We start from the raw sequence: 25,222 nt of genomic DNA, 5'->3' as shown, positions 1-25,222 counted from the left end.
TACGCTCCTCGCAATGACGACGGGATTTACAACCACGCACTTCGCTCCTTATGCCGAAGCCGCCGCGCGCATCGTCGCGCCTTTCGTTGCGGCCGATCTCTTCGCCGGCTGCATTCTCGTCGCGGAGAAAGGCGTACCCCTCTTACGTCAGGGCTTCGGTCTCGCCGACCGCGAATGGAACATCGCGCATCGCCCGAGCGGCAAATTCCGCCTCGGCTCGCTGACCAAGCAATTCACCGCCACGGCAATTTTGCAACTGGCGGAGCGCGGCCACCTCGCGCTCGACGACAGGGTCGCGCGCCATTTTCCCGAAGCGCCGGCTTCCTGGGCCGATGTCACCCTCTTCCATCTGCTGACGCACACATCGGGGATACCGAGCTATACGTCGCTGCCGCATTTCTTTGCGCAGGAAGCGCGGCGCGACCGCACGCCACGCGAGATCATCGCGCTCACCGAAAACATGCCACTCGATTTTCCGCCCGGCAGCGCCTTCAAATACAACAATGGCGCCTATGTCATCCTCGGTCACATCATCGAACTTCTGACCGGGCAGAGCTACGAAACCTATCTGCGCGAGAACATTCTCGATCCGCTCGGCTTGAACGATACGGGCTATGAGCATGTCGCGGCGATCCTGCCCGAGCACGTGCGCGGCTACCGCTTCAAGACCGGCAAGATCGAGAACGCCGGTTTCCTCGCCATGAGCGTGCCGCATGCCGCCGGCGCAATTTATTCGACGCTCGACGATCTGCTCGCCTGGCAGCGCGCGCTTGTCGCCGCAAAGCCGTTCAGCCCGGCCTCGGCCGCGCTGATGTTCAAGGATCACGGCCACGGCTACGGCCTCGGCTGGGGAATCCAGACGCAATTCGGACGCCGGCAATTCGTCCACGCCGGCGGCATCAACGGTTTCAGCATCGTCGTCAGTCTTTATCCGGACGATGATCTTTTCATCGCCGTGCTCGCCAATATCCAGGCGGCGCCGGTGCAAAAGATCGCCAGCGATCTCGCGGCGCTCTATTTCGACGTTGGGGTAGAGAAGCCCGCGCTCGTGCTCGACGCGGCATTGCTCGCCGATTACGTCGGCAGCTACCGGCTTGCGTCCGGCCGCGTGCTGCGCATCACCCAAGACGGGCCGCGGCTTTTCGCCGAGACCGGCGACCACGCCCGGCAGGAATTGCGCGCGGTGGATGACCAGACCTTCGTCGGATGTCTGATCGATTGGGAATTGCGCTTTGCGGCCGACGGCGTCGAGCAGGCCGCGAGCGTGGTCTTCATCCGCGATGGCGCAGAGTCGCGCGGGATGCGCGAGGATTGAACGTGTCAGGCAAGGCCCGCGGTCATTGCGAGGAGCCTTAGCGACGAAGCAATCCAGAAGTGAAGACTGGATTGCTTCGCTCCGCCGCAATGACGCGCGGAGACTAATGTTCGCGCAGTTCTTCTTCGACCTCGACGGTGTCGGTCTGCTCTTCGCTCTGGCGGCCGCGGCGGCTGGCACCGTTCAAAGGCCGCAGCTCGCGCGGCAGCGGGAAGAAGACGCTCTCGTCCGCCGTCGAGACGATCTCGATATCAAGCTCGAAACGCGCCGCGAAGGCATCCATGATTTCCTCGACCAGCACTTCCGGCGCCGAGGCGCCGGCGGTGATGCCGACCGATTTCACGTTCTTGAACGAATCCCAATCGACATCGTCGGCGCGCAGCACGAGCCGCGCGAGCTTGCAGCCGGAGCGCTCCGCCACTTCCCGCAGACGCTGCGAATTCGACGAATTGGACGAGCCCACGACGATCATCGCATCGACGGTCGGCGCAATGCGCTTCACCGCCTCCTGGCGATTGGTCGTCGCGTAGCAAATGTCTTCCTTGTAGGGACCGATGATCTTCGGGAAACGCCGCGTCAGCGCATCGACCATCTGACGCGTATCGTCGATCGAAAGCGTCGTCTGCGTAACATAGGCGAGATTGCTCTCATCGACGCCAGTCAGATTTTCGACATCTTCCGGCGTCTGCACCAGGATGATGGAGCCCTTGGGCAATTGGCCGAGCGTGCCGACGACTTCGGGATGACCGGCATGGCCGACGAGGATCACCTGATGGCCCCGCCGGAAATGCGCTTCCGCCTCGCGATGCACCTTGGTCACCAGCGGGCAGGTCGCGTCCAGTGCGAAAATCTTGCGGGTATCGGCGTCGGCATGGACCGACTTCGGCACGCCATGCGCGGAAAAGATGACCGGCTGTTTCGTGTCCGGGATTTCGTCGAGCTCCTCGACGAAAATGGCGCCCTTCGCCTTCAGCCCCTCGACGACATATTTGTTGTGCACGATCTCGTGGCGGACATAGACCGGCGCGCCATAGATGCGCAGCGCCTGCTCAACCGCGTCGATGGCGCGGACGACGCCGGCGCAGAAGCCGCGCGGCGCGCAGAGGAAAATCTGCAGCTTGGGCTTGCTCGTCACCTCAAGATCGGCGGACAAGGTCTCGGGCATCGGTGATTTCCATCAAGTGATTGGGATTGCTAATCAATCCTCGCCGCACAAGGCAGGCAGGCCGCATCACGGGCTTCCACCCCAGCTTGTGGGCTGGGCGAGGCGCCCTGTCAAGAGATAGGCCGCGCGGCGCATTATCCCAAGCCCGTCAGCGCCGTTCGGCGAAAAAACCGCGCAGCAGGGCCGCGGCCTCGCCCTCGCGGATGTTCCCGTAACATTCCGGCGCGTGATGGCAGGTCGGCTGGGCGAAGAAGCGCGGCCCGTGCTCGACCGCGCCGCCCTTCGGGTCCGGCGCCCCCCAATACAGCCGGCGCAGGCGGGCGAAGGAGATCGCCGCCGCGCACATGGCGCAGGGCTCCAGCGTCACATAGAGGTCACAGCCGATAAGCCGCTCCGAGCCGAGGGCCTGGCTGGCGGCGCGAATCGCCAGAATCTCGGCATGGGCCGTCGGGTCCTTCAGCTCCAGAGTGCGGTTGCCCGCCCGGGCGAGAATCTGGCCGTCGCGCACGATCACCGCACCGACCGGCACTTCGCCGCGCGCGGCCGCCGCGCGGGCTTCGTCCAAAGCCGCGGCCATAGCATCGGGGCGGGTAACGATCTCTACCATCGCGAACCTTACTGACGAACCTTTCCCTTCCTTCTGGTTCTGCTATCAAGCGCCATGCGTCAAGAACACGGCCGGCCCGACAAACCCAAGCTTCATAAACCCAGGCGCGCCGTTCCGCGCGCGGCGGCGCCGTCCGAAAAGACCGGCGATCGTATCGCCAAGGTCATCGCCCGCGTCGGCCTTTGCTCACGCCGCGATGCCGAAGCCTGGATCGCGGAGGGCCGCGTCGCCGTCAATGGCGCGGTGCTGACCTCGCCCGCGCTCAATGTCGGCCCGGACGACAAGGTCGAGGTCGACGGCAAGCCGCTGGCGCAGCGCCAGCGCACCCGCCTGTTTCTGTTCCACAAGCCGCGTGGCCTCGTCACCACCAACAAGGACCCGGAAGGCCGGTCGACGATCTTCGATTATCTTGCCGAGCATCACGCGCAGGCACCCCGGCTCGTCAGCATCGGCCGGCTCGACATCAATACCGAGGGGCTGCTGCTGTTGACCAACGACGGTGGCCTCGCGCGCTTGCTCGAACTGCCTTCGACCGGCTGGCTGCGCCGCTATCGCGTCCGCGCCAATGGCACGACCGATCAGGCGCAGCTCGATACATTGAGACAGGGTTTGACGCTCGACGGCATCCATTATGCCGGGATCGAAGCCACGCTCGATCGCGAGCAAGGCGCCAACGTCTGGCTCACGATGAGCCTGCGCGAGGGCAAGAACCGCGAAATCAAGCGCGTGCTCGAACATCTCGGCCTGTTCGTCAATCGCCTTATCCGGCTCTCCTATGGGCCTTTCCAGCTTGGCGATCTTGCAGACGGCGCGCTCGAGGAAGTCCGCGGCCGCGTGCTGCGCGACCAATTGGGCGAGGCGCTGCTGAAGGAATCCGGCGCCGATCTCGACGCGCCGATCGATGCCGAACCCGTGCGGGAGGAGAAGCGGCCGCCGCCGCGAGGCGTGCCAGCACCTGCGGCGCGAGGCGCGTCTGCGGCACGCGGTCCGGCACCCCGCGGAAAAATCCGCGCCCACCGGCCCCCGGTCGAAGCTGAACCGGACAAGCCGCGCCATCGTCCCCTGCCCGGCCCGCGCAAACATGTCTCCGCTCTGCGCGCGCAGCAGGACGAAGGCCGGCGCGGCAAGCGCCAGCGCATCGAACGCGCGACGACGGAGGACCGCAAGGGCCGCGCCGTCGCGGTCGAGCGCCACGTCGCCGCCGTCCCCGCAAAGAAGCCGCGCAACAAGACGCCGCGCCCCGATTCACGGCCAAATGCACGGCCTGAAGTGGCCTCAAACGCACGTCCCAATACGCGCGCAGATGCACGTCCGGACAAACGCCGAGATGCACGCCCGGATACGCGCGCAGGTACGCGCCCGGATACACGTCCGAATAAACGCCAAGACGCACGCCCGGATAAACGTGCAGATGGACGCCCGGAAAAACGTCCGAGCGCGCGACCCGACGGCCGCCCCAGCTTTCGACCAGGTGGCGCGAAACGGCCCCAGAAACCCGGGCGTCCCAGCGGCGGCCCGCGGCGGCCGGGCGCACGCTAAGCCGTGCGGATCGTCGCTGGCAGACTCGGCGGCCGCGCTATCCTTGGCCCCTCGGATAGTGCCATCCGGCCGACATCGGACCGGCTGCGCGAGACCGTGTTCAATATCCTCATCCACGCCTATGACGATCCGGTCACGGATGCTGCCGTCATCGATCTTTTCGCCGGCACCGGCGCGATGGGGCTAGAGGCTCTCTCGCGCGGCGCGCGCAAGGTGCTGTTCGTCGAAGAAGCGGCCAAGGCCCGTGCTCTCATCCGCGCCAATGTCGATGCGCTCGGCGTCGGCGGCGAAACGCGGATCTTCCGCCGCGACGCACGCAAGCTCGGCGATGCGCCGCCCGGCGAGACATTTGGCCTTGCCTTTCTCGATCCGCCCTATGATCAGCATCTCGCCGAACAGACTTTGATCGCGCTGCGTGAAGGCCAATGGCTGACGCCGGAGGCGCTTGTCGTGATCGAGGAAAGCCTCGACGCGGATGTGGAGATCCCGGCGGGTTTCCGGCTGCTAGAAACGCGCGGCTACGGTACGACGAAAATCATTTTCGCGCAGGCGCACGGCGCGCACTGAGATATCTATAACCACTGTCATTGCGAGCGAAGCGAAGCAATCCAGGGCAGGTTCTGGATTGCTTCGTCGCTTGCGCTCCTCGCAATGACGTCAGGAGCCGAATATTGGATATCGGTTCCGGTCTAGTTTTCGACGAAAGATTTGAGACGCGACAACGCTTCGTCCCATTGCGCCGAGACGTGCTCGAGATAGGATTGCAAATCCTTGAGCGGCTCGGACCGCAGTTCGAAAAGGTTCTCGCGGCCGATACGCACGCTGCGTGCGACACCGGCGTTTTCCAGCACACGCAGATGTTTTGTGATCGCCTGCCGCGTCAGCGTGGAGCCCTCGGCGAGCCGCGCAATCGACTGCGGCAGGCCGCCGGCAAGCTTGCCCATCAACGTGAGGCGTGTCTCATCGCCCAACGCCGCAAACGCAAGCGCATGCTGTTCAAGCTCGGAGCGCTTCGCTGTGGCTCGTGACATAGGTTTCGATATTGCCCAATTGTGCGGCCCAGCCGACTTCATGCATGCGGAAGGCTTCATCCCGGCGATGGGCTGGTATGGCATCAAAGCCTGATTCTCGCACAGAAAGAAGCGTACCGCCGGCTTTCGGTGCGAGCCGGAACTCGACCAGGGTCGATGGCTCCTTGCTGTAATCGACGTCCGTCCGCACCGCGTAAGGATGCCACGTATAGGAAAAGAAGGATTCCGCTTCGATCTTTCGGACCGAGAATTCCATGATCATCTTCTCGTTGCCGCAGGAGCTGTTGCGGCCACGCGTGGTCTTGCCCTCGATAAAAGGGCCTACCAGTTCGACGCGGAACCACGCACCGAATTGGCGATAATCCGTCAGCGCCTGCCAGACCCGCGATTGCGGCGCTTTCAGCTCGATCTGCTTTTCGATGAAATCGGACATAGGCAACCTCCTGGTTGCTTTTTAATACGACAGGACGCGACAATACGCAACCATTTTATTGCATAATTTTCGAAAGGCAGATTATTTCCCCTTCAACGCCCGCCAGCCGATGTCGCGGCGGCAGAAGCCGCCCGGCCAATCGATCGCATCGACGGCGGCGTAGGCGCGCGCCTGAGCCTCTGCCAGCGTGGCGCCAAGGCCGGTGACGTTGAGCACCCTTCCGCCATCGGCCAACAGCCGCGCCCCGTCCCGCTTCGTCCCCGCATGGGTGACGATGACGCCGGGCAGCGCCGCGGCCTTGTCGAGCCCGCGGATTTCCGTGCCCCTTTTCGGCGTGCCGGGATAGCCCTCGGCCGCGAGCACGATTGTCAGCGCGTGTTGCGCCGAGAAGGCAAAATCCTGTTTGGCGAGCCGCCCTTCGGCGCAAGCCAGCATCAGCGCCAGCAGATCGCCTTCAAGCCGGGGCAGGATCGCCTGTGTCTCCGGGTCGCCGAAGCGCACGTTGAACTCGATCAGTTTCGGCCCATCGCGTGTCAATATAAGCCCGGCGAAGAGGACGCCCTTGAATGGCATCCCCATCGCCGCCATGCCATGCAGCGCCGGGCGGACAATCTCCGCCATGACGCGCTCGCTCAGCGCCGCATCCATAACGGGCGCCGGCGAAAAGGCGCCCATGCCGCCGGTATTCGGCCCCGTGTCGCCCTCGCCGACGCGCTTATGGTCCTGCGCCGAGGCGAAGGCCCGCGCCGTCCTGCCGTCGCAAAGCGCGAAGAAGGAGACTTCCTCCCCCTCCAGAAACTCCTCGATGACGAGCGACTGGCCGGCCGCGCCGAACAGGCCGCCCAGCATCTGATCGACGGCGGCCTCGGCCTCCGCGACGGTTTGCGCGACGACGACGCCCTTGCCGGCGGCGAGTCCATCGGCCTTGACGACGATGGGCGCCCCTTGCGTGCGGATATAATCCTTCGCCGTATCGGCATCGCCGAATTGCGCCGCCGCCGCGGTGGGAATCGCATAGGCGGTACAGAGATCCTTGGTGAAGCCCTTCGAGCCTTCAAGCTGCGCCGCAGCGCGGCTCGGTCCGAAGGCTTTGATGCCGGCCTCGGCCAGAGCATCGACCAGCCCGGCGACAAGCGGCACTTCCGGACCGATGACGACGAAGCCGACGTCCATCACCCGGCAGAAATCGATCACCGCCTGCGCGTCCGCCGGATCGAGCGCGACGCACTGCGCGACCGCGCCGATGCCGGGATTGCCGGGCGCAGCGAAAAGCTGGCCCAGCAGCGGGCTCTTGGCGATCTGATTGGCCAGCGCATGTTCGCGCCCGCCGGAGCCGATGAGAAGGACGTTCACGGCCGTTCCTTAGCCGCGACGCGCGCGAATGGCTAGCGCCTATCGCCGCCCGAAGAGCCGCTCGATATCCGCCAGCTTCAATTCGACATAGGTGGGCCGGCCGTGGTTGCACTGGCCCGAACCCGGCGTGCGCTCCATCTCGCGCAGCAGCGCGTTCATCTCTTCCGGCAGAAGCCGCCGCCCGGCACGGACGGAGTTATGGCAGGCGAGCGTCGCCAGCACGTGATCGAGCTTGCGTTCAAGCGGCGTGGCAACGCCTTCATCCTCCGCGAGAACATCGGCGAGATCGCGTAACAGCGCGTCGGCGTTGAGGTTTTTCAGAAGACTGGGATGCTCCCTCAGCAGCAGAGCACCGGGGCCGAAGGGCTCGACCACCAGGCCGAAATCCGCCAGCAGCGGCGCCGCATCGGCGAGACGGCGCACCGCCGCCGCCTCCATTTCGACCACAGCCGGAATCAGCAGAACCTGCCGCTCGATCCCGCCCTTCTCGCGCGCGGTCTTCATCTTCTCGTAGACGAGCCGCTCATGCGCCGCATGCTGATCGACAACGACAACGCCGTCGCGCGTCTGGGCGATAATATAGGTTTCGTGGATCTGTGCCCGCGCCGCGCCGAGCGGAGCTTCCAGGGCATCGGGCCCTTGGGGGAATGCTTCGACGGATGCACGCGCATCGGCACCCGGCGCAAGGCCCGTAAAGCTCGCCTGCGGCTCGGCGACGCCGGGATAAGCGACGGATGTCTCCGGCGCCCAATGGGCCGGCTGCGGACGCTGCCAGCCGGCAAAGCCGTTGCCCCTCGGGCGCGACAGCATATCGAGCGCCGCCGCGCCATTGCTCGGCGTTGCGCGGTGCAACGCGCCTTCCAGGGTTTGTTTCACCGCGCCGACGACAAGGCCGCGCACGAGGCCCGGATCGCGGAACCGCACTTCCGCTTTCGCCGGGTGCACATTGACGTCCACCTCGCGCGGATCGCAGGCGAGGAAGAGGACGAGCGCCGGATAGCGGCCGGCCGGTAGATAATCGACATAGGCGCCGCGCGCCGCCCCGGCGAAAAGCTTGTCGCGTACCGGGCGGCCGTTGACGAAGAAATATTGCCCATTGGCATTGGCGCGATGCCAGGTCGGCAGGCCGGCAAAGCCCCAAAGCCTGATGCCTTCGCGCTCCGCCTCAAGCGGCAGGGCATTGGGCTGAAAATCCTTGCCGAGGATTTGCGTCAGCCGCCGCAGCAGGCCATCGCCATCCGGCGCACAGGGCGCGTAATCGAAGCCGGAGATTTCGGGACCGGACAAAGCGAAACGCACCTGCGGATGCGCCATCGCCAGCCGCTGCACGACATCGACGACCGCCTGCGATTCGCTGCGGTCGCTCTTCAGGAATTTGAGCCGCGCCGGCGTGGCGGCAAACAACTCGCGCACCTCGACCCGCGTGCCCTGCGGTTGGGCGGCGGGGACGAGCTTGCGCTTCAGGCCCTGATCGACGCGGATATGGCCACCCTCGCGCGCCGCCTCGGTGCGCGAGAAAATATCGAGGGTCGCGACCGAACCGATCGAGGGCAAGGCCTCGCCGCGAAAGCCGAGCGTGCCGATGTGCGAGAGATCGCCGTCCGGCAATTTCGATGTGGCATGGCGCTCGACGGCGAGATCAAGATCGGCGGCGCTCATGCCGGCACCATTGTCGATGACGCGGATGAGTTGACGCCCGCCGGATTCGATCGCCACTTCGATCCGCGTCGCCCCCGCATCGAGGGCGTTCTCGACCAGCTCCTTCACGGCGGCGGCCGGGCGCTCGATCACCTCGCCAGCGGCGATGCGATCGACAAGCACGGGATCGAGACGGCGGACGGGCATGGCGCAAACTTCTGTTCTTGACAGATGATACTATACCGTCTCCGCGTCATTGCGAGCGAAGCGAAGCAATCCATGAGCATATGCTGGATTGCTTCGTCGCCTCCGGCTCCTCGCAATGACGACTTTCAATAGCTTATTATAGCCCCACTGGCCTCCCCGCGACGGCGACGAGCAGCGAGCCATCGCCGAAGAGGCGTTTGGCGGCGCGCTTGGCGTCCTCCAGCGTCACCGCCTCGATCAGGCCGTTACGCGCGTCGAGATAATCGACCCCGTGACCCTCGGCCTGCAGGCGCACGAGATGCGCGGCGATCTTGGTCGAGGAATCGAAGCGCAGCGCGTAGGAGCCGACGAGATATTTCTTCGCCTTGTCGAGTTCCTCGGCGCTCGGGCCGGCCTCGGCGAGACTGCGGATTTCGCCTTGAATCACCTGCAGCGATTCCGCCGCGCGCTCGTTCTTGGTCGAGGTGCCGCCGAAAAGCATCGCCGCATGGTCCTGCGCCGAGAGCTGCGAATAGACCGAATAGGCAAGCCCGCGTTTTTCGCGCACCTCGCGGAAGAGCCGCGCCGAGAAGACGCCGCCGCCGAGCACATGATTGACCACGGTCGCGGGGATGAAATCCTTGTCATCGCGCGCGATGCCCTGACGGCCGAAGCGGATGGTCGATTGCGGCAGATCGATATCGACGATCTCCTGTGTCCCGGCCCCGGCGAAGGCGACGTCGGGCACCGGAAGCAGCGCGGCATTTTCCGGCAATCTGCCGAAAACATCGTCGAGATAGGTACCAAGCGCCTGCGCGTCGATCGCGCCGACGACCGCGATCTTCAGATTGTCGCGGGCGAGATTGGCGGCACGCAAATCAACGACATGCGTGCGCGACAGCGAGCCGATGGTCGCAAGATCGCCGCGCACCGGCGCGCTATAGGGATGGCCAGCATAGGCGATGCGGCGGAAGGCGCGGCTGGCGACCGAATCGGGATCGTTGATCTCGCGCTTGAGGCCGGCGGCGATCTGGCTCTTCACCCGCTCCAGCGGCTCGAGATCGAGCCGCGCCTCGGCGACCGCGAGGGCGAGTAGCTCGAACGCCTTGGCCTTGTTGCGCGCCAGCGTCTGCATGCGTCCGACGAGGAGATCGCGCTCGGCCGAGAAGCCGATCTCGATGGCATGTTCTTCAAGCACGCGGTGGAAGGCTTCGGAATCGTAAGGCCCCGCGCCTTCGTCCAGCAGGCCGGCAAGCAGCGTCGCGACGCCGGGCGCTGCCGACGGGTCTTGCGCCGCGCCGCCGTGGAAGGCGAATTCGACCGCCACCAGCGGCACGGTATAGTCCTCGACCAGCCACGCCGCGATGCCGCCGGGCGAGACGATCTGCTGCACGCGCGCGGCGCGGGCGCCCGCGGGTTTCGGCTCGGTCTTCAAAGTGTCGGTCATCGGTAATCCTGGTTATTAGGCGGCGCGGCCAGAGGGCAGCAGAAAGCCGGTGACGCCGCGCTGCCGGTCGAGCCAGCGTGCCGCCTTGACGACATCGGCCGCGCTGACAGCCTCGATCCGCTCCGGCCAGTTCTGAATCTCGTCGAGCGACAGGCCGGTGGCGAGCGAGGCGCCATACCATTGCGCCATCGTGGCCTGATTGTCCTGGGCATAGATCGTGTCGGCGACTAGGCGCGAGCGGGCGCGCGCGACATCGGCCTCGTCGGCGCCCTTTTCAGCAAGGCTGGCGAGGATGGACGCGATCTCTTCGTCGAGCGTCTCAAGCGAAACGCCGGGCGCCGGCATGCCGTAGATATAGAAGCGGGTCTCGTCGAGCGCCGTGCCGCCGTAATAGGCGCCGACCGAGACAGCGAGCTTCTTTTCGACAACCAGCCGCTTGAACAGCAGGCTCGCCTGACCACCGCCGAGATAATGCGCAAGCACTTCCAGAGCCTCCGCCTCCCGCGGCGCGGTCTTGTAGGACGGCACCAGGAAGCAGGTTTGATAAGAGGGCTGTTCCACTTTCTCGTCGGCAAGGGTCACGAGCCGATGCGCATGTGGCTGCGGCTCGCGCACGCGCCAGCGCTTCGGCGCCTCGCCGCGCGCGGGGATCGTGCCGTAGACCTCGCCCGCGAGCGCGATGACCTCCTGCGGCTCCACATCGCCGGCGACGATCAGGATGGCATTTTCCGGCGTGTAGAAGCGCTGGTAATAGGCGAGCGCGTCGGTGCGGCCGAGACCAGCGATATCATCCGCCCAGCCGATGACCGGCAGGCCATAAGGATGGCGCGTGAACAGCGCCGACTGGACCGCCTCGCTCAGAAGATCCGACGGGTCGGAATCGGTATGCATCCGGCGCTCTTCCAGCACCACGTCCCGCTCCGGCGCCACCACCTCGTCGGTCAGGACGAGGTTCTGCATCCGGTCCGCCTCATAATCCATGCAGGTGCGCAGATGCTCTTTCGGCACGCGCTGAAAATAGGCGGTGTAATCGTTCGATGTGAACGCATTCTCCTGGCCGCCGACGTCGGCGATGAGTTCGGAGAATTCGCCCACCGGGTGATCTTTGGTACCCTTGAACATCAGATGTTCGAGAAAATGGGCGATGCCGGATTTGCCCGCCGGATCGTCGGCCGAGCCGTTGCGGTACCAGACCATATGCGTGACGACCGGCGCGCGATGGTCGGGAATCACCACGATTTCGAGGCCATTGGCGAGTTTCGCGCTGGTCACCCTGGGACCTGCGGGCTGGGCGGGCGCGGTCGGACTTGGCGTAAGCGGGGCAATAGCGGATTCGGGCATGTCTCGTTCCGGAAGGTCTGGAGATGCGGGACGGCGGCGCGGCCGAGGCCATCCCGCCGGCTAGGCTAGACCGGGTGATATATAGGATGCAATTGCGCCAAACGGCAGGGGCGCGCCATTCGGCCTGACCACGTGTCGTCGGAAACCGGGCCCCAAGGCGGCGTGACGAATCAGCCGTCGCGATAGACCTTTTCGCGGCGCTCGTGGCGTTCCTGCGCCTCGATCGAGAAGGTCGCGATAGGCCGCGCATCGAGGCGCTTGAGCGAGATCGGCTCGCCTGTCTCCTCGCAATAACCGTAGCTTCCATCCTCGATACGCCCGAGCGCCGCATCGATCTTGGAGATCAGCTTGCGCTGCCGGTCGCGGGCGCGAAGTTCGATGGAACGGTCCGTCTCGGAAGAGGCGCGATCGGCGAGATCGGGAAGATTCTCGTTATCATTCTGCAGGACGACGAGAGTCTCGCGGCTTTCCCGCAATATGTCTTCCTTCCAGGCGAGCAATTTGCGGCGAAAATATTCGCGCTGCCTCTCATTCATGAAAGGCTCGTCTTCCGAGGGCCGGTAATCGATATCGATTGCATCACTCGGCACGTCCAGAATCTCCGCACCTCAAACGAAATCGATGGCCTTATAACGAGATACGCCGTGCGAGACAATAAGCTCGTTATATTCATTCCCCGTTTTCAACGGCGAAGCTGCGGGGCTGGCGAGACGGCTATCACGCCGCCGCCGGCGTTTCGAGCGCTTTGTGCAGATTCTCGCTGATCTTATCGAGGAAACCCGTGGTCGAGAGCCATTTCTGGTCGGCGCCGACGAGCAGCGCCAGATCCTTGGTCATGAACCCGGATTCGACCGTATCAACGCAGACCCTTTCTAAAGTGGCGGCGAAACGGGCGAGGTCCGCGTCGTCGTCGAGCTTGGCCCGATGGCTCAGCGCGCGCGTCCAAGCGAAAATCGAGGCGATCGAATTGGTCGAGGTCTCGCGGCCCCTCTGATGTTCGCGATAGTGCCGCGTCACGGTGCCGTGCGCCGCTTCGGCCTCGACCGTCTGCCCGTCCGGCGTCAACAGCACCGACGTCATCAGGCCGAGCGAGCCGAAGCCCTGCGCCACCGTGTCCGACTGCACGTCACCATCGTAGTTTTTGCAGGCCCAGACATAGCCGCCCGACCATTTGAGCGCCGAGGCGACCATGTCGTCGATGAGCCGATGCTCGTAGGTGAGCCGGGCCGCCTGATATTGCGGCCTGAACTCGTTCTCGTAGACTTCCTGAAAAATGTCCTTGAAGCGGCCGTCGTACGCCTTGAGAATCGTGTTCTTGGTCGAAAGATAGACCGGGAACTTGCGCAACAGACCATAGTTCAGCGAGGCGCGCGCGAAATCGCGGATCGAATCGTCAAGATTGTACATCGCCATCGCGACGCCGGAGCTGGGGAAGTTGAACACTTCCTTCTCGATGACGGTACCGTCGTCGCCCTCGAATTTGACGGTGAGCCGGCCCTTGCCGGGCACTTTGAAATCGGTGGCGCGGTACTGATCGCCGAAGGCGTGGCGGCCGACGACGATCGGCGCCGTCCAGCCGGGCACGAGGCGCGGGACGTTCTTGCAAATGATCGGCTCGCGGAAAATGACGCCGCCCAGGATGTTGCGGATCGTGCCGTTTGGCGACTTCCACATTTCCTTCAAATTGAATTCTTTGACGCGCGCCTCGTCCGGCGTGATCGTCGCGCATTTGACGCCGACGCCATATTTCTTGATCGCATTGGCGGCATCGACCGTGACCTGATCGTTGGTCGCGTCGCGGTTCTCCATCGAGAGATCGAAATAATCGAGCCGGATGTCGAGATAGGGATGGATCAGCTTGTCGCGGATGAGATGCCAGATGATCCGGGTCATCTCGTCTCCATCGAGCTCAACGACGGGATTTGCGACCTTGATCTTGTTCATGGCAAAACCTTCAGTATTGCGTAGGGGCTGACGCCCCTATAGCACCGGCATCTGGGGTCGAAAAGCGGTGCAGACATGGACTTTGCGCCGATTTCGGCCTGCGGAAATTTCGGCTCTCGAGATGAAACTTCGCCTGTAGAGCGATGACTGGCGCTGGCACAAATCATACCATTCCGAGCCTCACTGGCGGCCCTGCCGTGATTCTGGTGCGGCCGCAGCTCGCCGTGAATATTGGCATGTGCGCGCGGGCCATGGCGAATTTCGGCTTGAGCGACCTGCGTCTCGTCAATCCGCGCGAGGGCTGGCCGCGCACCGGCGCGCTGCGCAAGGGCGCCTATGCCGCCGCCGCGGGCGCTGTGCATCTGCTCGAAGCAGCGAAGCTTTTTTCGAGCCTCGAAGAGGCGGTCGCCGATCTCAACGCCGTTTATGCGACGACGGCGCGGGAGCGTGGCCAGTTGAAGCCCGTGCTGGCGCCCGATGCCGCGATGAGCGAGGCGGCGGCGCGCGTCTTGGCGGGCGAAAAGCTCGGGATTCTCTTCGGCCCGGAGCGCACCGGCCTCGACAATGAGGAAATCGCGCTGGCCGACAAGATCATCAGCTTTCCGGTCAATCCGGCCTATGCCTCGCTCAATCTCGCTCAGGCCGTGCTTCTCGTCGGCTACGAATGGATGAAGGCGGCGCACGGCAGCGCACCGCCGTTTCAGCCGCCGGAGCGTTCGCCCGGGGCGCCGCGCGAGATGATTCTCTCCTTTTTCGCCTATCTTGAAGGCGAACTGGAGCGCGTCGGCTTCTTCCGTCCGCTGGCGAAGCGGCCGGTGATGCAGAACAATCTGCGCAACATATTTCACCGCATGAACTTGTCCGAGCAGGATGTCAGCAGCTTGCGCGGCATGGTCGTGCGGCTCGTTGAAGGACCGCGCGCGGGGAAGACCCGGAGAAAACCTCAACCGCCGTCCGACGATAAGGGCTGAGCCACGGATTCGAGCGACTTGCCTTCGGCGGCGACGCCGAAGAAGGCTTGTACCACCCCTGCCCCGATCATCAGCGCGGCACCGATAAGATAGCCGATCAGCACGAGGCCCCGCTTTTCCGTTTCGATCAGCGCGCCGAAAAGGACCGGCGCGGCGATACCGCCGACGCCCGTGCCCACGGCATAAAAAGTGGCAATGGCCAGAGCCCGGATCTCGACGGGGAAAATCTCGCTCACCGTCAGATAGGCGGCGCTCGCCGCGGCGGAGGCGAAGAAGAAAACGATCATCCAGGCAATCGTCTGCGTTCGCGCATCCAGTACCCCGGCGGCAAACAGAGCCGCCGACAGGGCGAGCAGCGCGCCGGCGATGACATAGGTCGCGGCGACCATCGGCTTGCGCCCGATCTTGTCGAAAAGCGGCCCGAGCAGCAAAGGCCCCAGGAAATTGCCGGCTGCGAAGGGGAAGATGTAAAGCCCGACACTCTGCTGCGACACATGATAAAAAGTCATCAGCACCAGAGCATACGTGAAGAAGATAGCGTTATAGAAAAAGCTCTGCGCCGCCATCAGCGTAAGGCCGACGAGGGTGCGCTGGCGGAATGTCACGAACAATGCACGGAAGACTTCGCTCAGATGCGTGGCGTGGCGCGGCTTGATGCGCAGCGGCTTCAGCGTTTCCGGCGCGCTGAGCGCGATGCCGCGCGTTGCGAACTCCGCTTCAATCGCGTCGACGATCGCCTCGGCTTTTTTCTCCTGCCCGTGGATGACAAGCCAGCGCGGGCTTTCGGGGATGAACCTCCGCAAAGCGAGGATGCCGAGCGCCAGCACCGCGCCGATGAAAAAGGCCAACCGCCAGCCGAAATCCGGGGCGAAATACAACGGGTTCAATAGCAAAATGGAAGCACCTGCGCCCATCGCGCCGCCGATCCAGAACGAACCGTTGATCGCCATATCGATGCGCCCGCGCAGCCGCGCCGGAGTGAATTCCTGGATGGTCGAATTGATCGCGCTGTATTCGCCGCCGATTCCCGCGCCAGTCAGAAAATGAAACAGGCAGAAGCTCACGAGGCCGAAGCTGAAGGCCGTCGCCGCCGTCGCCGCGGCATAGAGCCCAAGCGTGATGAAAAAGAGCTTTTTGCGGCCGAACCGATCCGTCAGCCAGCCGAAGACGAGCGCGCCAACCACCGCACCGGCGAGGTAGAAACCCGAAACAAGACCGATATCCCGGTCGGAGAAGTGCAGCACCGGACTCGCTCTGAGCGCGCCGGCGAGCGAGCCCGTGAGCGTCACCTCGAGCCCATCCAAAATCCAGGTGATACCGAGTGCGATAATGACGCGCATGTGGAAACGGCCGAACGGCAGCCGATCGAGTCGCGCGGGAACGCGCGTCGCGATGATCGGCTCGTCATGCGTAGCTGCTTCTTGCGAGGCTTTTTCCTGCATGGATTCTCCCCGTGCTAAACGCGCACCGCAGGAAAAAGCCTCAATTGGGCCGCGAGCCTTTGCGAACTGTGACTTTCCTGCTTCGGCCGAGAGGTGAAATGGGTCGATCTTGGCGCCGGAACGCGCTAAGGATCGCCGCAGCCCGAGTGGGCAATTCAACGCAGTTCAATCCAAGGCCCCGTCCAAGCCCTTATGCCGAAACCGCCGCATGTTGTCGTCTTTGATTCCGGGCTGGGTGGCCTCACCGTCCTTACGGAAGTGATGCGCCAGCGGCCGGATGCGCAATGCCTCTATGTTGCCGACGACGCGGGCTTTCCCTATGGCCGGCTCAGCGAACCGGACCTAATAAAGCGCGTCGGCACGGTCGTGGCGCGGCTCGTCGGCGATTATGCGCCCGATGCCATCGTCATCGCCTGCAACACTGCCTCGACCCTGGTGCTGCCGCATCTGCGCGCCGCCTATCCCGGCCTGCCCTTCATCGGCACCGTGCCTGCGATCAAGCCGGCGGCGACGCGATCGGCCTCGAAGCTGATTTCCATTCTGGCAACGCCGGGCACCGTCGCGCGCGACTATACGCACGATCTCGTGCGCACCTATGCCGCCCATTGCGATGTGACGCTCGTCGGCTCGACCAAGCTCGCCAGCCTCGCCGAAGCCTTCATGAAAGGCGAACCGGTTTCCGACGTTTCGCTCACAGATGAAATCGCGCCGAGTTTTGTCGAAAAAGACGGATTGCGAACCGATTGCATCGTGCTGGCCTGCACGCATTATCCGCTGCTGCTGGCGCAATTCGAGCGGCTCGCGCCCTGGCCCGTCGTCTGGATCGATCCGGCCGAGGCCATCGCCCGGCGGCTCGACCATGTCTTGCGCGAGGACCTCGGCCGGGCACCCGCGGCGCAGGCCGCCGCCGGCCATACCGCGCTCTTCACCAGCGGCGCAGCACCGAGCCCCGCGCTCGCCGCTGCCCTGGCCGAGCGCGGCATCGTCGAGATTGCGGAAAATCCAATCCCGATGCAAAGCGTGTGACGGCTTAATCTGCCAGCAACGCGCGGGCTTTCGCCGCATCGTCGTTGATCTGCGCGACGAGCGCCTCGACAGACTCGAATTTCAATTCGTCGCGCAGGAAATGCACGAAGGCGACTTCGATCATCTTGCCGTAAAGATCGCCGGAGAAATCGAAGATATAGACTTCGAGCAGCGGCGCGCCATTGTCGAATGTCGGGCGCGTGCCGAAGCTGGCAACACCGCCGTACCAGGTCTCGCCGATCCGCACGCGCACGGCGTAGATGCCGTGCCGCAGCCGCACCGAGTGATGCAGCCGCAGATTGGCGGTGGGAAACCCGAGATCACGGCCGCGCTTCTCGCCGTGAATGACTTCGGCGATGACGAAATAGGGATGGCCGAGCAAGGTCTGCGCGCGCTCGACATCGCCAGCTTCAAGCGCCTTGCGCGTCTCGGTCGAGGACGCCGGCACGATCGAGCCGCTGGAATCGGCGGCGATCCGCTCGACAATCTCGACCGCGAAACCATAGCGCTGCCCGGCTTCGGCCAGAAAGGCAGGCGTTCCCAGCCGGCCCTTGCCAAAGTGAAAATCATAACCGGCGACGACACCGCCGATCTTCAGCCGCCGGACAAGAATCTCGCGGACGAAATCCTCCGCCGGCATCGCGGCGAGCGCGGCGTCGAACGTCAGCACGATCATCCCCTCAACGCCCGCCCGCGCCAGCGCGACCGCCTTGGTCTCCTGCGGGGTGAGCCGAAAGATCGTATCCGTTCTAAAGAAGAAATCCGCCGGATGCGGCTCGAAAGTGAGCACGATGCAGGGTCGGCCGAGCTGGCGGGCGACGGCCTCGGCGCGCTTGAGCACCGCGACATGGCCGCGGTGGACGCCGTCAAAATTGCCGATGGCGGCGACCGCGCCCTCGAAGCCTGGCGGCGGCACCTCGGGATCGACGGCAACGACGAAACGAGGCGAGGAAGGCGCAGCGAGGGATTGAACCATAGGAACCGCAAGAGGCGGCGCCTGCCGCCGAACGGGCGCGACCCTGCCGCGCGCCGCCGCGCGCGTCAAGCGCGGGGAACAAGCCGCCGCAATGAGGCAAAAATTTGTTTTGCTTTTTGTCGTGAGGCGTTGCGCGCCCTGATCGCGTTTCCGGCGTTTTAAATTAACGGAATTGCAAGTGCCGCTACGTTTAATTGCGTGGGGCCAACGGAGGCTTTTCTCCGGGCACTGCGCGATAGCTTATTTTTAACCGACCGTCGCGTCCGGCCGGAGGACTTAATGATTATTGAACCCTCACTCCCGATCCTCGTCGTGGACGATTACATGACGATGGTCAGAATTATTCGCAATCTGCTGACGCAGATTGGCTTCACCAACATCGACGAGGCGTCGAGCGGCGCCGAAGCGTTGGAAAAGATTCAGCAAAAGTCCTACGGGCTGATCATCTCGGACTGGAATATGGAGCCAATGACCGGCTTCCAGCTCCTCCAGAAGGTCCGCGAACACAAGGATCTCACTGAGGTCCCCTTCATCATGGTCACGGCGGAATCCAAAACCGAGAACGTGATTGCCGCCCGCAAGGCAGGCGTCAACCATTATATCGTCAAGCCTTTCAACGCCACGACGCTGAAAGCCAAAATCGATTCGATCTTTACCACCGCTGCGGTCGCCTAGCGCCTTACCAGGCCAATTCGGTGGCCACCGCGGTCGGCTTGAAGCCGAGATTCTCGACAAACTGGTGAAATGCCGCGGCGTTGAGCGGGCCGTTACCGGCCTCCTCATGCAGCTCCGCCCGGTGGATGCCACTGGTCACGAACAGCGTCGCCAGGCCCTGCGCCTGCGCGCCCTTGATGTCGGTATGCGCCGAATCGCCGATGGCCAAAACCCGGCTGGAGTCGGTCGCCGCGCCCCGGGCGCTCGCGGCAAGCGCCAGCGCCCGGCGATAAATCTCCGCATGCGGCTTGCCCGCCTGGACAACGCGCCCGCCCAGCGCCTCGTAGGCTTCGGCCAAAGCCCCGGCGCAATAGACGAGCCGGTCGCCATGCTCGACGACGATGTCCGGGTTGGCGCAGATGAATTCGGCGTCATGGCGACGCAGCAGCCGCAGCCGCGTCTCATAATCGGCCGGGGTTTCGCGCTCCGCCGCTTCGAGGCCGACGCAGACGACATAGGCAGCCTGTTCGATGCCGACGAATTTGAGCTTGTGGCCGAGCTGCGTCTCCGCCTCGCTGAATATCTCCATATCGCCTTGAGGGCCGATATAGGCGAGCGGCAGGTCGCCGCGCTCGCGAATCAATGAAACCGTCACGTCACCGGAACTGACGGCGCCGTCGTAGGTGTCATGTGACACTTTCAATCTATCGAGCATCGCGACGACGCGCCAGCGCGGACGCGGTGCGTTGGTGATGAGGACGACGCTGCCGCCCTTTTCGCGGAATCGCCGCAAGGCGTCGGTAGCTTTTTCATATTGGATAACGCCATTGTGAACGACGCCCCAGACATCGCAGAGGATCACGTCGTAATCGTCGGCAAGCTCGCGCAGGCCGCCGATGAAGCGCGGCGGACGGATCGTTTCAAGCGAAGGATGGGGGGGCATCGAAAGAATTCTCACTTGCAAATGACGGACATATAATCATCGACGATGGCGCGGCGCGCGAAATTCGCGTCTCGCTTTGCCGTCGGCGAGCTGCAGCGCCTTGCGATATTCGTCACGCTTGGCGTGGATCGAGGCGATGACGAGGCCCATCGGGATGCCCAGATCCACAAGCGCAGCCTCCGACAATTGCAGACTGGCCTCGACCGTCTCGGGAACCGCGTCGGTCACACCAAGTTCGTAAAGCGTGCGCGCATGCTCCGCATCCCGAGCGCGCGCGACGATCGTCAAATCCGCATTGAGCGGCCGCGCCGCCGCGACGATCTCCTCGGAGGCCTGCGAGCCGCCGACCGTTACGATCAGGGCGCGTGCGTTGGCAATGCCGCAGCGCGCGAGAAACTCGGGCCGGCTCGCATCGCCCCAATAGATTTCCAGCCCCTGCTGACGCAATTGCTTGACGAGGGTGGCGCCGGTCTCGATCGCGATGAAATCGATCGCGTGCGCTTTCAACATTTCGCCGACCAATTGGCCGACGCGGCCGTAGCCGACGATAATCGCCTTGCTCGCGGCGCCCTCTTCCTGCGGGGACGGAAGCTGAGCCAGTTCGGCGTCCGTCTCTGCTTTTGGCCGCGGCAGCCGGCTGACGAGAATTCCCATCAAGGGCACAACGAACATTGAGAGCGTCACCGCGACGAGGGCGTCGCCGCCGATCTGCGCGCCCAGGGCACGGCTGGCGATCGCGCTCGCAATCACGACCAGCGCGAATTCGCCGCCCGGCGCAAGCATCAATGCCGTTTCGAGCGTCACGGCCGGGCTGAAACGGAACAGGCGCCCTGCGGCATAGGTCGCAATTGCCTTGATCGCGATGAATCCGGCAGCGAGGCCGAGGGTGCGCAGCGGCGAGGAGAAGATGAGCGAAAGATCGAGGCCGGCGCCGACAGAGAGAAAGAACAGGCCGAGCAACAGCCCCTGGAACGGCTCGATCGTTACCTCGATCTGGCGGCGATATTCGGTCTCGGCGAGGAGCAGACCGGCGATCAGCGCGCCGAGCCCCATCGACAGCCCGCTGACGGCGGAAACGACGCTGGTGCCGATGACGACAAAAAGACAGGCGGCCATGAAGGATTCGGGCAAGCCGGCCGCGGCAACGAGGTGAAACAAGGGCCGCAGGACCAGACGGCCGATGAGCGCCACCGCGCCGATGCCGAGGCACGCTGGCAAGACGGTGTAGAGCAGCACCGCGTCGAACCGATCGTGGTGGGCGCCGAGGATGGTCACCAGGAACAACAGCGGCGCGACCATCAGGTCCTGAAACAGCAGCACCGAAAAGATCGTCCGGCCCGTCGTCGTGCCAAGGCGCTTGCGGTCGGCGAGCACGGGAATGACGATCGCTGTCGACGACATCGCCAGGGCGAGGCCGAGAATGAGTGCCGAAGCCGGCGAATGATGCAGCGCCAGCGCAAGGCCGCCGAGCACCAGCGCCGAGCTGAACACCTGCGCCGCACCGAAGCCGAAGACGAGGCGGCGCAGGTGCAGGAGACGCTCGAAGCTCAATTCGAGCCCGATCATGAACAGAAGAAAGGCGACGCCGAAATCGGCAAGCGGCGTGATCTCGTCGAGATTATCGAGCGTGATGCGCGAGAGCCATGCGGGGGCGGCGCCGCTGGTGACGAGCGCGCCGAGGCCGTAAGGCCCGAAGCAGAAGCCGGCGACGAGAAAGCCGAAGATCGGGCTGACCTTCAGCCGCCGGAACAGCGGCGCAACGACGGCGGCCGTGCCAAGAAACAGCAGAATACTTTTGTAATGATCGGGCGAAGACGTCATGCAAAATCCTCGTCCGTTTGCCTATTGCCTGCGCGCCGCCGCGACTAGCCCCACCAATGCCGCAGGCAGAAGAACCGAGGCCAGGCCGAAACGATGCGTGGCGAACGCCGAAACCGCGCAGCCGCCCGCGAAAAAGATGATCCGCGCGCCGATTCCGTCGGCCTTGACCATCGGCACGTCCTCGGGCGCCGCCAGCACCTTGCGCCACAAAGCGACAAAAAGTTTGGCCGAATTGGTCGTCATCACGGCGCTTGTCGGGCCGAGCGTGGCATCCAGTTGGTGGGCGGCATTCTGGAAGGCCATCGCGAGCACCAGCGCCATCGCCAGCCACGCGATATGCGGCTGCACCTGCGGGAAAAGCGCGAGCAGGCCGACGCCGCCGAGCAAAACCAGCTCGCAGATGAGAACCGTGCCGATGCGCGCCGCGGTGCGGTCGTAGAGAAAAGTCGCCAGCGGCACGCCGATGAAAAATACCGGCAATGCGATCAATTTGAGCCAATCGACCCCACGCACGCCATGCACGAGCGCGATGGCGAAAACGACGAAGTTGCCGGTGATATGGGCCGAGAAGAGTTCCGAAACGCCCAGAAAGGTCGCTGTATCGATATAGCCGGCGACAAAGGCGAGCAGAACGCCGCTGCAAAGACGGATCGAGTTTTGCATGGCCGCGGCCCTCGTTTTACCTGCCGGGCATGAAGCAGCGGGCGCGGAACGTCAAGGTTACCAGCGCCTTGCTGCGGAGACGCGGGGCGAACACCCTTTTCTTTCGCGCCCGGAGCCGCCATCTTTGCGCAATGGCCAAGCCGACCACAAACAAGCCGATCACCAACGCGCCCGAATTCACCGTCGGCGAACTTGCCGGGGCGTTGAAACGCACGATCGAGGAAAGCTTCGGCTTCGTGCGCCTGCGCGGCGAGATTTCGAATTATCGCGGGCCGCATTCGTCCGGCCATGCCTATTTCAGCCTGAAGGACGAGACGGCACGGATCGATGCCGTGATCTGGAAGGGCACGCTGGCGCGGCTGAAGGTGAAGCCGGAGGAAGGGCTCGAAGTCATCGCCTCGGGCAAGGTGACGACTTATCCCGGCAAATCGTCCTATCAGATCGTCGTCGAAAGTCTCGAGCCCGCAGGACTCGGCGCGCTCATGGCGCTGCTCGAAGAGCGCCGCCGCAAGCTCGCGGCCGAGGGCCTCTTCGACGAAGCGCGCAAGCAGATCATTCCATTTTTGCCGGCGATGATCGGCGTCGTCACGTCGCCGACCGGCGCGGTGATTCGCGACATTCTCCACCGCATCGCCGACCGCTTTCCGCGCAATGTCCTCGTCTGGCCGGTGCGCGTGCAGGGCGAGACCAGCGCCGCCGAAGTCGCCGCCGCGATTACCGGTTTTAACGCTATGCCCGAGCCGCGCCCGGATGTCCTCATCGTCGCGCGCGGCGGCGGCTCGCTCGAAGACCTCTGGAGCTTCAACGAAGAGATCGTCGTGCGGGCGGCCGCGGCCAGCCTCATCCCGCTGATCTCCGCCATCGGCCACGAAACCGACTGGACGCTGCTCGATCACGCCGCCGACCTGCGCGCCCCGACGCCGACGGGCGCCGCCGAAAAGGCCGTGCCGGTGCGCAGCGAATTGCTGACCGCACTCGCCGATCTCTCGCGCCGGCAGGGTAACGCGGCCTTGCGCTTTCTCGCCCAACGCCGCGCCGACTGGCGCGCCCTCGCCCGCGCCCTGCCGCGCGGCGACGCCCTCCTCGCGATTCCGCGTCAGGACTTTGACCAGACGAGCACGCGGCTCGCCAATGTCATGGCCGGCGTAATCGACCGGCGGCATATCGCTCTGGCGCGCCTCGCGCACAGGCTCACCAGCCAATCGCCGCAAGCGAAAATGGGCCGCGCTGCGCAAAAGCTCGATGCTCTCGAGCATCGTCTGCGTCGCGCGGCCGCCCAAACGGCCGAGCGCGGTCGCCAGCGGCTTACTCAGGCGCATTTGCGCCTCGGTACGGCGCTGGCGGGACGGGCGCGGCTTGAAGCCCAGAAGGTCACGACGGCACGCCAGCGCCTCACGGGATTGGATGCGCGTTTGCGCCGCGCCGCCGCCGCCGGGCTGGAGCGGCAGGGTCAGGTGATCGAGTCGCAAGCGGATCGACTTCATCAGGCACTTGTCGCGTTTGTTGGAGAGCGCCGGCAGCATTTTGTCCAGGCGCATTTGCGCCTCGGCACGGCGCTGGCGGGACGGGCGCGGCTTGAAGCCCAGAAGGTTACGACGGCACGCCAGCGGCTCACGGGATTGGATGCGCGTTTGCGCCGCGCCGCCGCCTCCGGGCTGGAGCGGCGCGGCCAAAGGCTGGCGGCCCAGACCCAACTTCTCGGCACGCTCGGTTACCGGCAAGTGCTCGCGCGCGGCTTCGCTCTGGTCCGCGACGCCGACGGAATGCCCTTGCACCGCGCCGCCGATGTCGCGGACGGCGCCCGGCTCGACATCGAATTCGCCGACGGTCATCGCAGCGCGACCGCGGGCGAGGCGACGAAAGCCGCCCCGGCCAAGGCCGTGCGCGCCCGTGCCAAGCCGACGCAAGGCTCGCTGTTTTGAGCCTGCTGGCGCTCCTGGCGGACGTCCACGGGAATCGCGAGGCGCTCGACGCCTGTCTGGCGGATGCGAAGGCTCGAGGGGCGACACAATTCGTCTTTCTCGGCGACCTTGTCGGCTATGGCGCCGACCCGGCCTATGTCGTCGATCTCGCCATGCGAAGGCAAAGCGACGGCGCGATCCTCGTCCGTGGCAACCATGATGCTGCGATCATGGATGGCGGATACGAAATGAATGACGACGCACGCGCCGCGATCGACTGGACACGCGAAAATCTCGACAAAGAGCAGCGGACTTTTCTCGCGAATCTACCGCTGACTGCCGAACTGAATGATATTCTCTTCGTCCATGCCGATGCGTCAGCTCCGGCGCGCTGGATCTATGTTACCGGCGCCTTTGGCGCGCAGTCTTCGATGCGCGCCACGCCGAAGCGCCTCACGTTCTGCGGCCATGTCCATCGCCAGCAACTCTACCGTTCGAGCGTGTTTGGACCGCCGGGCGCCAAAACCCCCGAAGCAGACATTCCGATCAAGATCGATGGGTCGCGCAAATGGCTCGCCGTTCTGGGCGCGGTCGGCCAGCCGCGCGACAACAACCCGGCCGCCGCCTACGCGCTCTATGACACAGCCGCCTCTCGGCTGATTTTCCGGCGCATCCCCTACGACATCCCTGCGGCCGCACGGAAAATCCGCGCCGCCGGTCTGCCGGAAACCCTCGCGAAGCGGCTTTTCACCGGCCGGTAGCGCGTTTTTACGCGCCAGGTCTCGGTTCGGGTGGAAATTCCGGTACGGCTAGCCTATTATCGCTT

General features: G+C 64.4%; 23 protein-coding genes. 8 read left to right on the top strand and 15 right to left on the bottom strand.

The window, feature by feature from the left end:
* The first annotated feature begins 13 nt into the window (after window positions 1–13).
* Window positions 14–1,315 (top strand): serine hydrolase domain-containing protein, encoded by a 1,302-nt coding sequence (locus tag CWB41_RS09610; RefSeq protein ID WP_115836926.1) that lies wholly within the window; start codon window positions 14–16, stop codon window positions 1,313–1,315.
* 103 nt (window positions 1,316–1,418) lie between these two features.
* Here CWB41_RS09610 and ispH read toward each other — a convergent pair whose 3' ends face one another.
* Window positions 1,419–2,480, bottom strand: a complete 1,062-nt coding sequence (gene ispH / locus CWB41_RS09605; RefSeq protein WP_245411296.1) for a 4-hydroxy-3-methylbut-2-enyl diphosphate reductase — start codon at window positions 2,478–2,480, stop codon at window positions 1,419–1,421.
* Between the two features lie 148 nt (window positions 2,481–2,628).
* Window positions 2,629–3,087, bottom strand: a complete 459-nt coding sequence (locus CWB41_RS09600; RefSeq protein WP_115836927.1) for a nucleoside deaminase — start codon at window positions 3,085–3,087, stop codon at window positions 2,629–2,631.
* A 54-nt stretch (window positions 3,088–3,141) separates the two neighbouring features.
* Here CWB41_RS09600 and CWB41_RS09595 point away from each other — a divergent pair, with 54 nt between their 5' ends.
* Window positions 3,142–4,626, top strand: a complete 1,485-nt coding sequence (locus CWB41_RS09595) for a pseudouridine synthase (RefSeq protein WP_115836928.1) — start codon at window positions 3,142–3,144, stop codon at window positions 4,624–4,626.
* A gap of 3 nt (window positions 4,627–4,629) precedes the next feature.
* On the top strand, window positions 4,630–5,193 hold the full coding sequence (gene rsmD / locus CWB41_RS09590) for a 16S rRNA (guanine(966)-N(2))-methyltransferase RsmD (RefSeq protein ID WP_115836929.1): 564 nt from the start codon (window positions 4,630–4,632) through the stop codon (window positions 5,191–5,193).
* 122 nt (window positions 5,194–5,315) lie between these two features.
* Here rsmD and CWB41_RS09585 read toward each other — a convergent pair whose 3' ends face one another.
* From CWB41_RS09585 to CWB41_RS09550, 8 genes are all read right to left on the bottom strand, one after another.
* Window positions 5,316–5,657, bottom strand: a complete 342-nt coding sequence (locus CWB41_RS09585; RefSeq protein ID WP_115836930.1) for an ArsR/SmtB family transcription factor — start codon at window positions 5,655–5,657, stop codon at window positions 5,316–5,318.
* Window positions 5,623–6,090 (bottom strand): SRPBCC family protein, encoded by a 468-nt coding sequence (locus CWB41_RS09580; protein ID WP_115836931.1) that lies wholly within the window; start codon window positions 6,088–6,090, stop codon window positions 5,623–5,625. The genes CWB41_RS09585 and CWB41_RS09580 overlap by 35 nt, the downstream gene beginning before the upstream one ends.
* 81 nt (window positions 6,091–6,171) lie before the next feature.
* Window positions 6,172–7,443 carry a phosphoribosylamine--glycine ligase gene (gene purD, locus CWB41_RS09575; RefSeq protein WP_115836932.1) on the bottom strand — a complete coding sequence of 424 codons (1,272 nt, stop codon included), beginning with the start codon at window positions 7,441–7,443 and terminating at the stop codon, window positions 6,172–6,174.
* 39 nt (window positions 7,444–7,482) lie between these two features.
* The gene (gene mutL, locus CWB41_RS09570) at window positions 7,483–9,288 is read right to left on the bottom strand and encodes a DNA mismatch repair endonuclease MutL (protein WP_115836933.1); all 1,806 of its coding nucleotides are present in this window, start codon (window positions 9,286–9,288) and stop codon (window positions 7,483–7,485) included.
* Window positions 9,289–9,424: 136 nt separating this feature from the next.
* Window positions 9,425–10,714, bottom strand: coding sequence for a M16 family metallopeptidase (locus tag CWB41_RS09565; RefSeq protein ID WP_115836934.1), 1,290 nt, complete (start codon window positions 10,712–10,714; stop codon window positions 9,425–9,427).
* 15 nt (window positions 10,715–10,729) lie between these two features.
* Window positions 10,730–12,055 carry a M16 family metallopeptidase gene (locus CWB41_RS09560; RefSeq protein ID WP_115836935.1) on the bottom strand — a complete coding sequence of 442 codons (1,326 nt, stop codon included), beginning with the start codon at window positions 12,053–12,055 and terminating at the stop codon, window positions 10,730–10,732.
* Between the two features lie 170 nt (window positions 12,056–12,225).
* Window positions 12,226–12,591: an RNA polymerase-binding protein DksA gene (dksA, locus tag CWB41_RS09555; RefSeq protein ID WP_115837122.1), complete on the bottom strand. Its 366-nt coding sequence runs from the start codon at window positions 12,589–12,591 to the stop codon at window positions 12,226–12,228.
* Window positions 12,592–12,772: 181 nt separating this feature from the next.
* The gene (locus CWB41_RS09550) at window positions 12,773–13,999 is read right to left on the bottom strand and encodes an NADP-dependent isocitrate dehydrogenase (RefSeq protein WP_115836936.1); all 1,227 of its coding nucleotides are present in this window, start codon (window positions 13,997–13,999) and stop codon (window positions 12,773–12,775) included.
* A gap of 143 nt (window positions 14,000–14,142) precedes the next feature.
* Between CWB41_RS09550 and CWB41_RS09545 the strand changes: the two genes are divergently transcribed.
* Window positions 14,143–14,970, top strand: coding sequence for an RNA methyltransferase (locus tag CWB41_RS09545; RefSeq protein ID WP_115836937.1), 828 nt, complete (start codon window positions 14,143–14,145; stop codon window positions 14,968–14,970).
* On the opposite strand, the gene CWB41_RS09540 is transcribed toward CWB41_RS09545, so the two are convergent.
* Window positions 14,943–16,412: an MFS transporter gene (locus tag CWB41_RS09540; RefSeq protein ID WP_115836938.1), complete on the bottom strand. Its 1,470-nt coding sequence runs from the start codon at window positions 16,410–16,412 to the stop codon at window positions 14,943–14,945. The two genes, CWB41_RS09545 and CWB41_RS09540, sit on opposite strands and share 28 nt — an antisense overlap.
* Window positions 16,413–16,604: 192 nt before the next feature.
* Here CWB41_RS09540 and murI point away from each other — a divergent pair, with 192 nt between their 5' ends.
* Window positions 16,605–17,438 carry a glutamate racemase gene (gene murI / locus CWB41_RS09535; RefSeq protein ID WP_115836939.1) on the top strand — a complete coding sequence of 278 codons (834 nt, stop codon included), beginning with the start codon at window positions 16,605–16,607 and terminating at the stop codon, window positions 17,436–17,438.
* Window positions 17,439–17,442: 4 nt separating this feature from the next.
* On the opposite strand, the gene CWB41_RS09530 is transcribed toward murI, so the two are convergent.
* Window positions 17,443–18,414 carry a bifunctional riboflavin kinase/FAD synthetase gene (locus CWB41_RS09530; protein WP_115837123.1) on the bottom strand — a complete coding sequence of 324 codons (972 nt, stop codon included), beginning with the start codon at window positions 18,412–18,414 and terminating at the stop codon, window positions 17,443–17,445.
* A gap of 279 nt (window positions 18,415–18,693) precedes the next feature.
* Between CWB41_RS09530 and CWB41_RS09525 the strand changes: the two genes are divergently transcribed.
* The gene (locus tag CWB41_RS09525) at window positions 18,694–19,089 is read left to right on the top strand and encodes a response regulator (RefSeq protein ID WP_115836940.1); all 396 of its coding nucleotides are present in this window, start codon (window positions 18,694–18,696) and stop codon (window positions 19,087–19,089) included.
* A gap of 4 nt (window positions 19,090–19,093) precedes the next feature.
* On the opposite strand, the gene CWB41_RS09520 is transcribed toward CWB41_RS09525, so the two are convergent.
* The 3 genes from CWB41_RS09520 to CWB41_RS09510 are packed head-to-tail and all read right to left on the bottom strand — an operon-like array spanning window position 19,094 to window position 22,495.
* On the bottom strand, window positions 19,094–20,011 hold the full coding sequence (locus tag CWB41_RS09520; RefSeq protein WP_115836941.1) for a TIGR01459 family HAD-type hydrolase: 918 nt from the start codon (window positions 20,009–20,011) through the stop codon (window positions 19,094–19,096).
* Between the two features lie 36 nt (window positions 20,012–20,047).
* Window positions 20,048–21,832: a cation:proton antiporter domain-containing protein gene (locus tag CWB41_RS09515; RefSeq protein ID WP_115836942.1), complete on the bottom strand. Its 1,785-nt coding sequence runs from the start codon at window positions 21,830–21,832 to the stop codon at window positions 20,048–20,050.
* A gap of 21 nt (window positions 21,833–21,853) precedes the next feature.
* Window positions 21,854–22,495 carry a YoaK family protein gene (locus CWB41_RS09510; RefSeq protein ID WP_115836943.1) on the bottom strand — a complete coding sequence of 214 codons (642 nt, stop codon included), beginning with the start codon at window positions 22,493–22,495 and terminating at the stop codon, window positions 21,854–21,856.
* A 131-nt stretch (window positions 22,496–22,626) separates the two neighbouring features.
* Here CWB41_RS09510 and xseA point away from each other — a divergent pair, with 131 nt between their 5' ends.
* Together xseA and CWB41_RS09500 are read left to right on the top strand one after the other, a co-directional pair.
* Complete coding sequence (gene xseA / locus CWB41_RS09505) at window positions 22,627–24,417, top strand: exodeoxyribonuclease VII large subunit (RefSeq protein WP_115837124.1); 1,791 nt, start codon at window positions 22,627–22,629, stop codon at window positions 24,415–24,417.
* Window positions 24,414–25,157, top strand: coding sequence for a metallophosphoesterase family protein (locus CWB41_RS09500; protein ID WP_245411297.1), 744 nt, complete (start codon window positions 24,414–24,416; stop codon window positions 25,155–25,157). The genes xseA and CWB41_RS09500 overlap by 4 nt, the downstream gene beginning before the upstream one ends.
* Window positions 25,158–25,222: the final 65 nt, after the last annotated feature.

The organism is Methylovirgula ligni, from assembly GCF_004135935.1.
Classification (GTDB): Bacteria; Pseudomonadota; Alphaproteobacteria; order Rhizobiales; family Beijerinckiaceae; genus Methylovirgula; species Methylovirgula ligni.
Note: the sequence above shows the minus strand (reverse complement) of the source record. Positions and strands in the feature narration are given on the sequence as shown.

Coding starts and splice junctions, on each gene's coding strand:
- CWB41_RS09515 (WP_115836942.1), bottom strand. CDS start 21,832: ATGACGTCTTCGCCCGATCATTACAAAAGTATTCTGCTGTTTCTTGGC.
- CWB41_RS09545 (WP_115836937.1), top strand. CDS start 14,143: ATGACTGGCGCTGGCACAAATCATACCATTCCGAGCCTCACTGGCGGC.
- CWB41_RS09565 (WP_115836934.1), bottom strand. CDS start 10,714: ATGACCGACACTTTGAAGACCGAGCCGAAACCCGCGGGCGCCCGCGCC.
- xseA (WP_115837124.1), top strand. CDS start 22,627: ATGGCCAAGCCGACCACAAACAAGCCGATCACCAACGCGCCCGAATTC.
- CWB41_RS09585 (WP_115836930.1), bottom strand. CDS start 5,657: ATGTCACGAGCCACAGCGAAGCGCTCCGAGCTTGAACAGCATGCGCTT.
- CWB41_RS09525 (WP_115836940.1), top strand. CDS start 18,694: ATGATTATTGAACCCTCACTCCCGATCCTCGTCGTGGACGATTACATG.
- murI (WP_115836939.1), top strand. CDS start 16,605: ATGCCGAAACCGCCGCATGTTGTCGTCTTTGATTCCGGGCTGGGTGGC.
- CWB41_RS09540 (WP_115836938.1), bottom strand. CDS start 16,412: ATGCAGGAAAAAGCCTCGCAAGAAGCAGCTACGCATGACGAGCCGATC.
- dksA (WP_115837122.1), bottom strand. CDS start 12,591: ATGAATGAGAGGCAGCGCGAATATTTTCGCCGCAAATTGCTCGCCTGG.
- CWB41_RS09510 (WP_115836943.1), bottom strand. CDS start 22,495: ATGCAAAACTCGATCCGTCTTTGCAGCGGCGTTCTGCTCGCCTTTGTC.
- CWB41_RS09550 (WP_115836936.1), bottom strand. CDS start 13,999: ATGAACAAGATCAAGGTCGCAAATCCCGTCGTTGAGCTCGATGGAGAC.
- CWB41_RS09560 (WP_115836935.1), bottom strand. CDS start 12,055: ATGCCCGAATCCGCTATTGCCCCGCTTACGCCAAGTCCGACCGCGCCC.
- CWB41_RS09610 (WP_115836926.1), top strand. CDS start 14: ATGACGACGGGATTTACAACCACGCACTTCGCTCCTTATGCCGAAGCC.
- CWB41_RS09595 (WP_115836928.1), top strand. CDS start 3,142: ATGCGTCAAGAACACGGCCGGCCCGACAAACCCAAGCTTCATAAACCC.
- CWB41_RS09580 (WP_115836931.1), bottom strand. CDS start 6,090: ATGTCCGATTTCATCGAAAAGCAGATCGAGCTGAAAGCGCCGCAATCG.
- CWB41_RS09520 (WP_115836941.1), bottom strand. CDS start 20,011: ATGCCCCCCCATCCTTCGCTTGAAACGATCCGTCCGCCGCGCTTCATC.
- ispH (WP_245411296.1), bottom strand. CDS start 2,480: ATGCCCGAGACCTTGTCCGCCGATCTTGAGGTGACGAGCAAGCCCAAG.
- mutL (WP_115836933.1), bottom strand. CDS start 9,288: ATGCCCGTCCGCCGTCTCGATCCCGTGCTTGTCGATCGCATCGCCGCT.
- CWB41_RS09600 (WP_115836927.1), bottom strand. CDS start 3,087: ATGGTAGAGATCGTTACCCGCCCCGATGCTATGGCCGCGGCTTTGGAC.
- CWB41_RS09530 (WP_115837123.1), bottom strand. CDS start 18,414: ATGGTTCAATCCCTCGCTGCGCCTTCCTCGCCTCGTTTCGTCGTTGCC.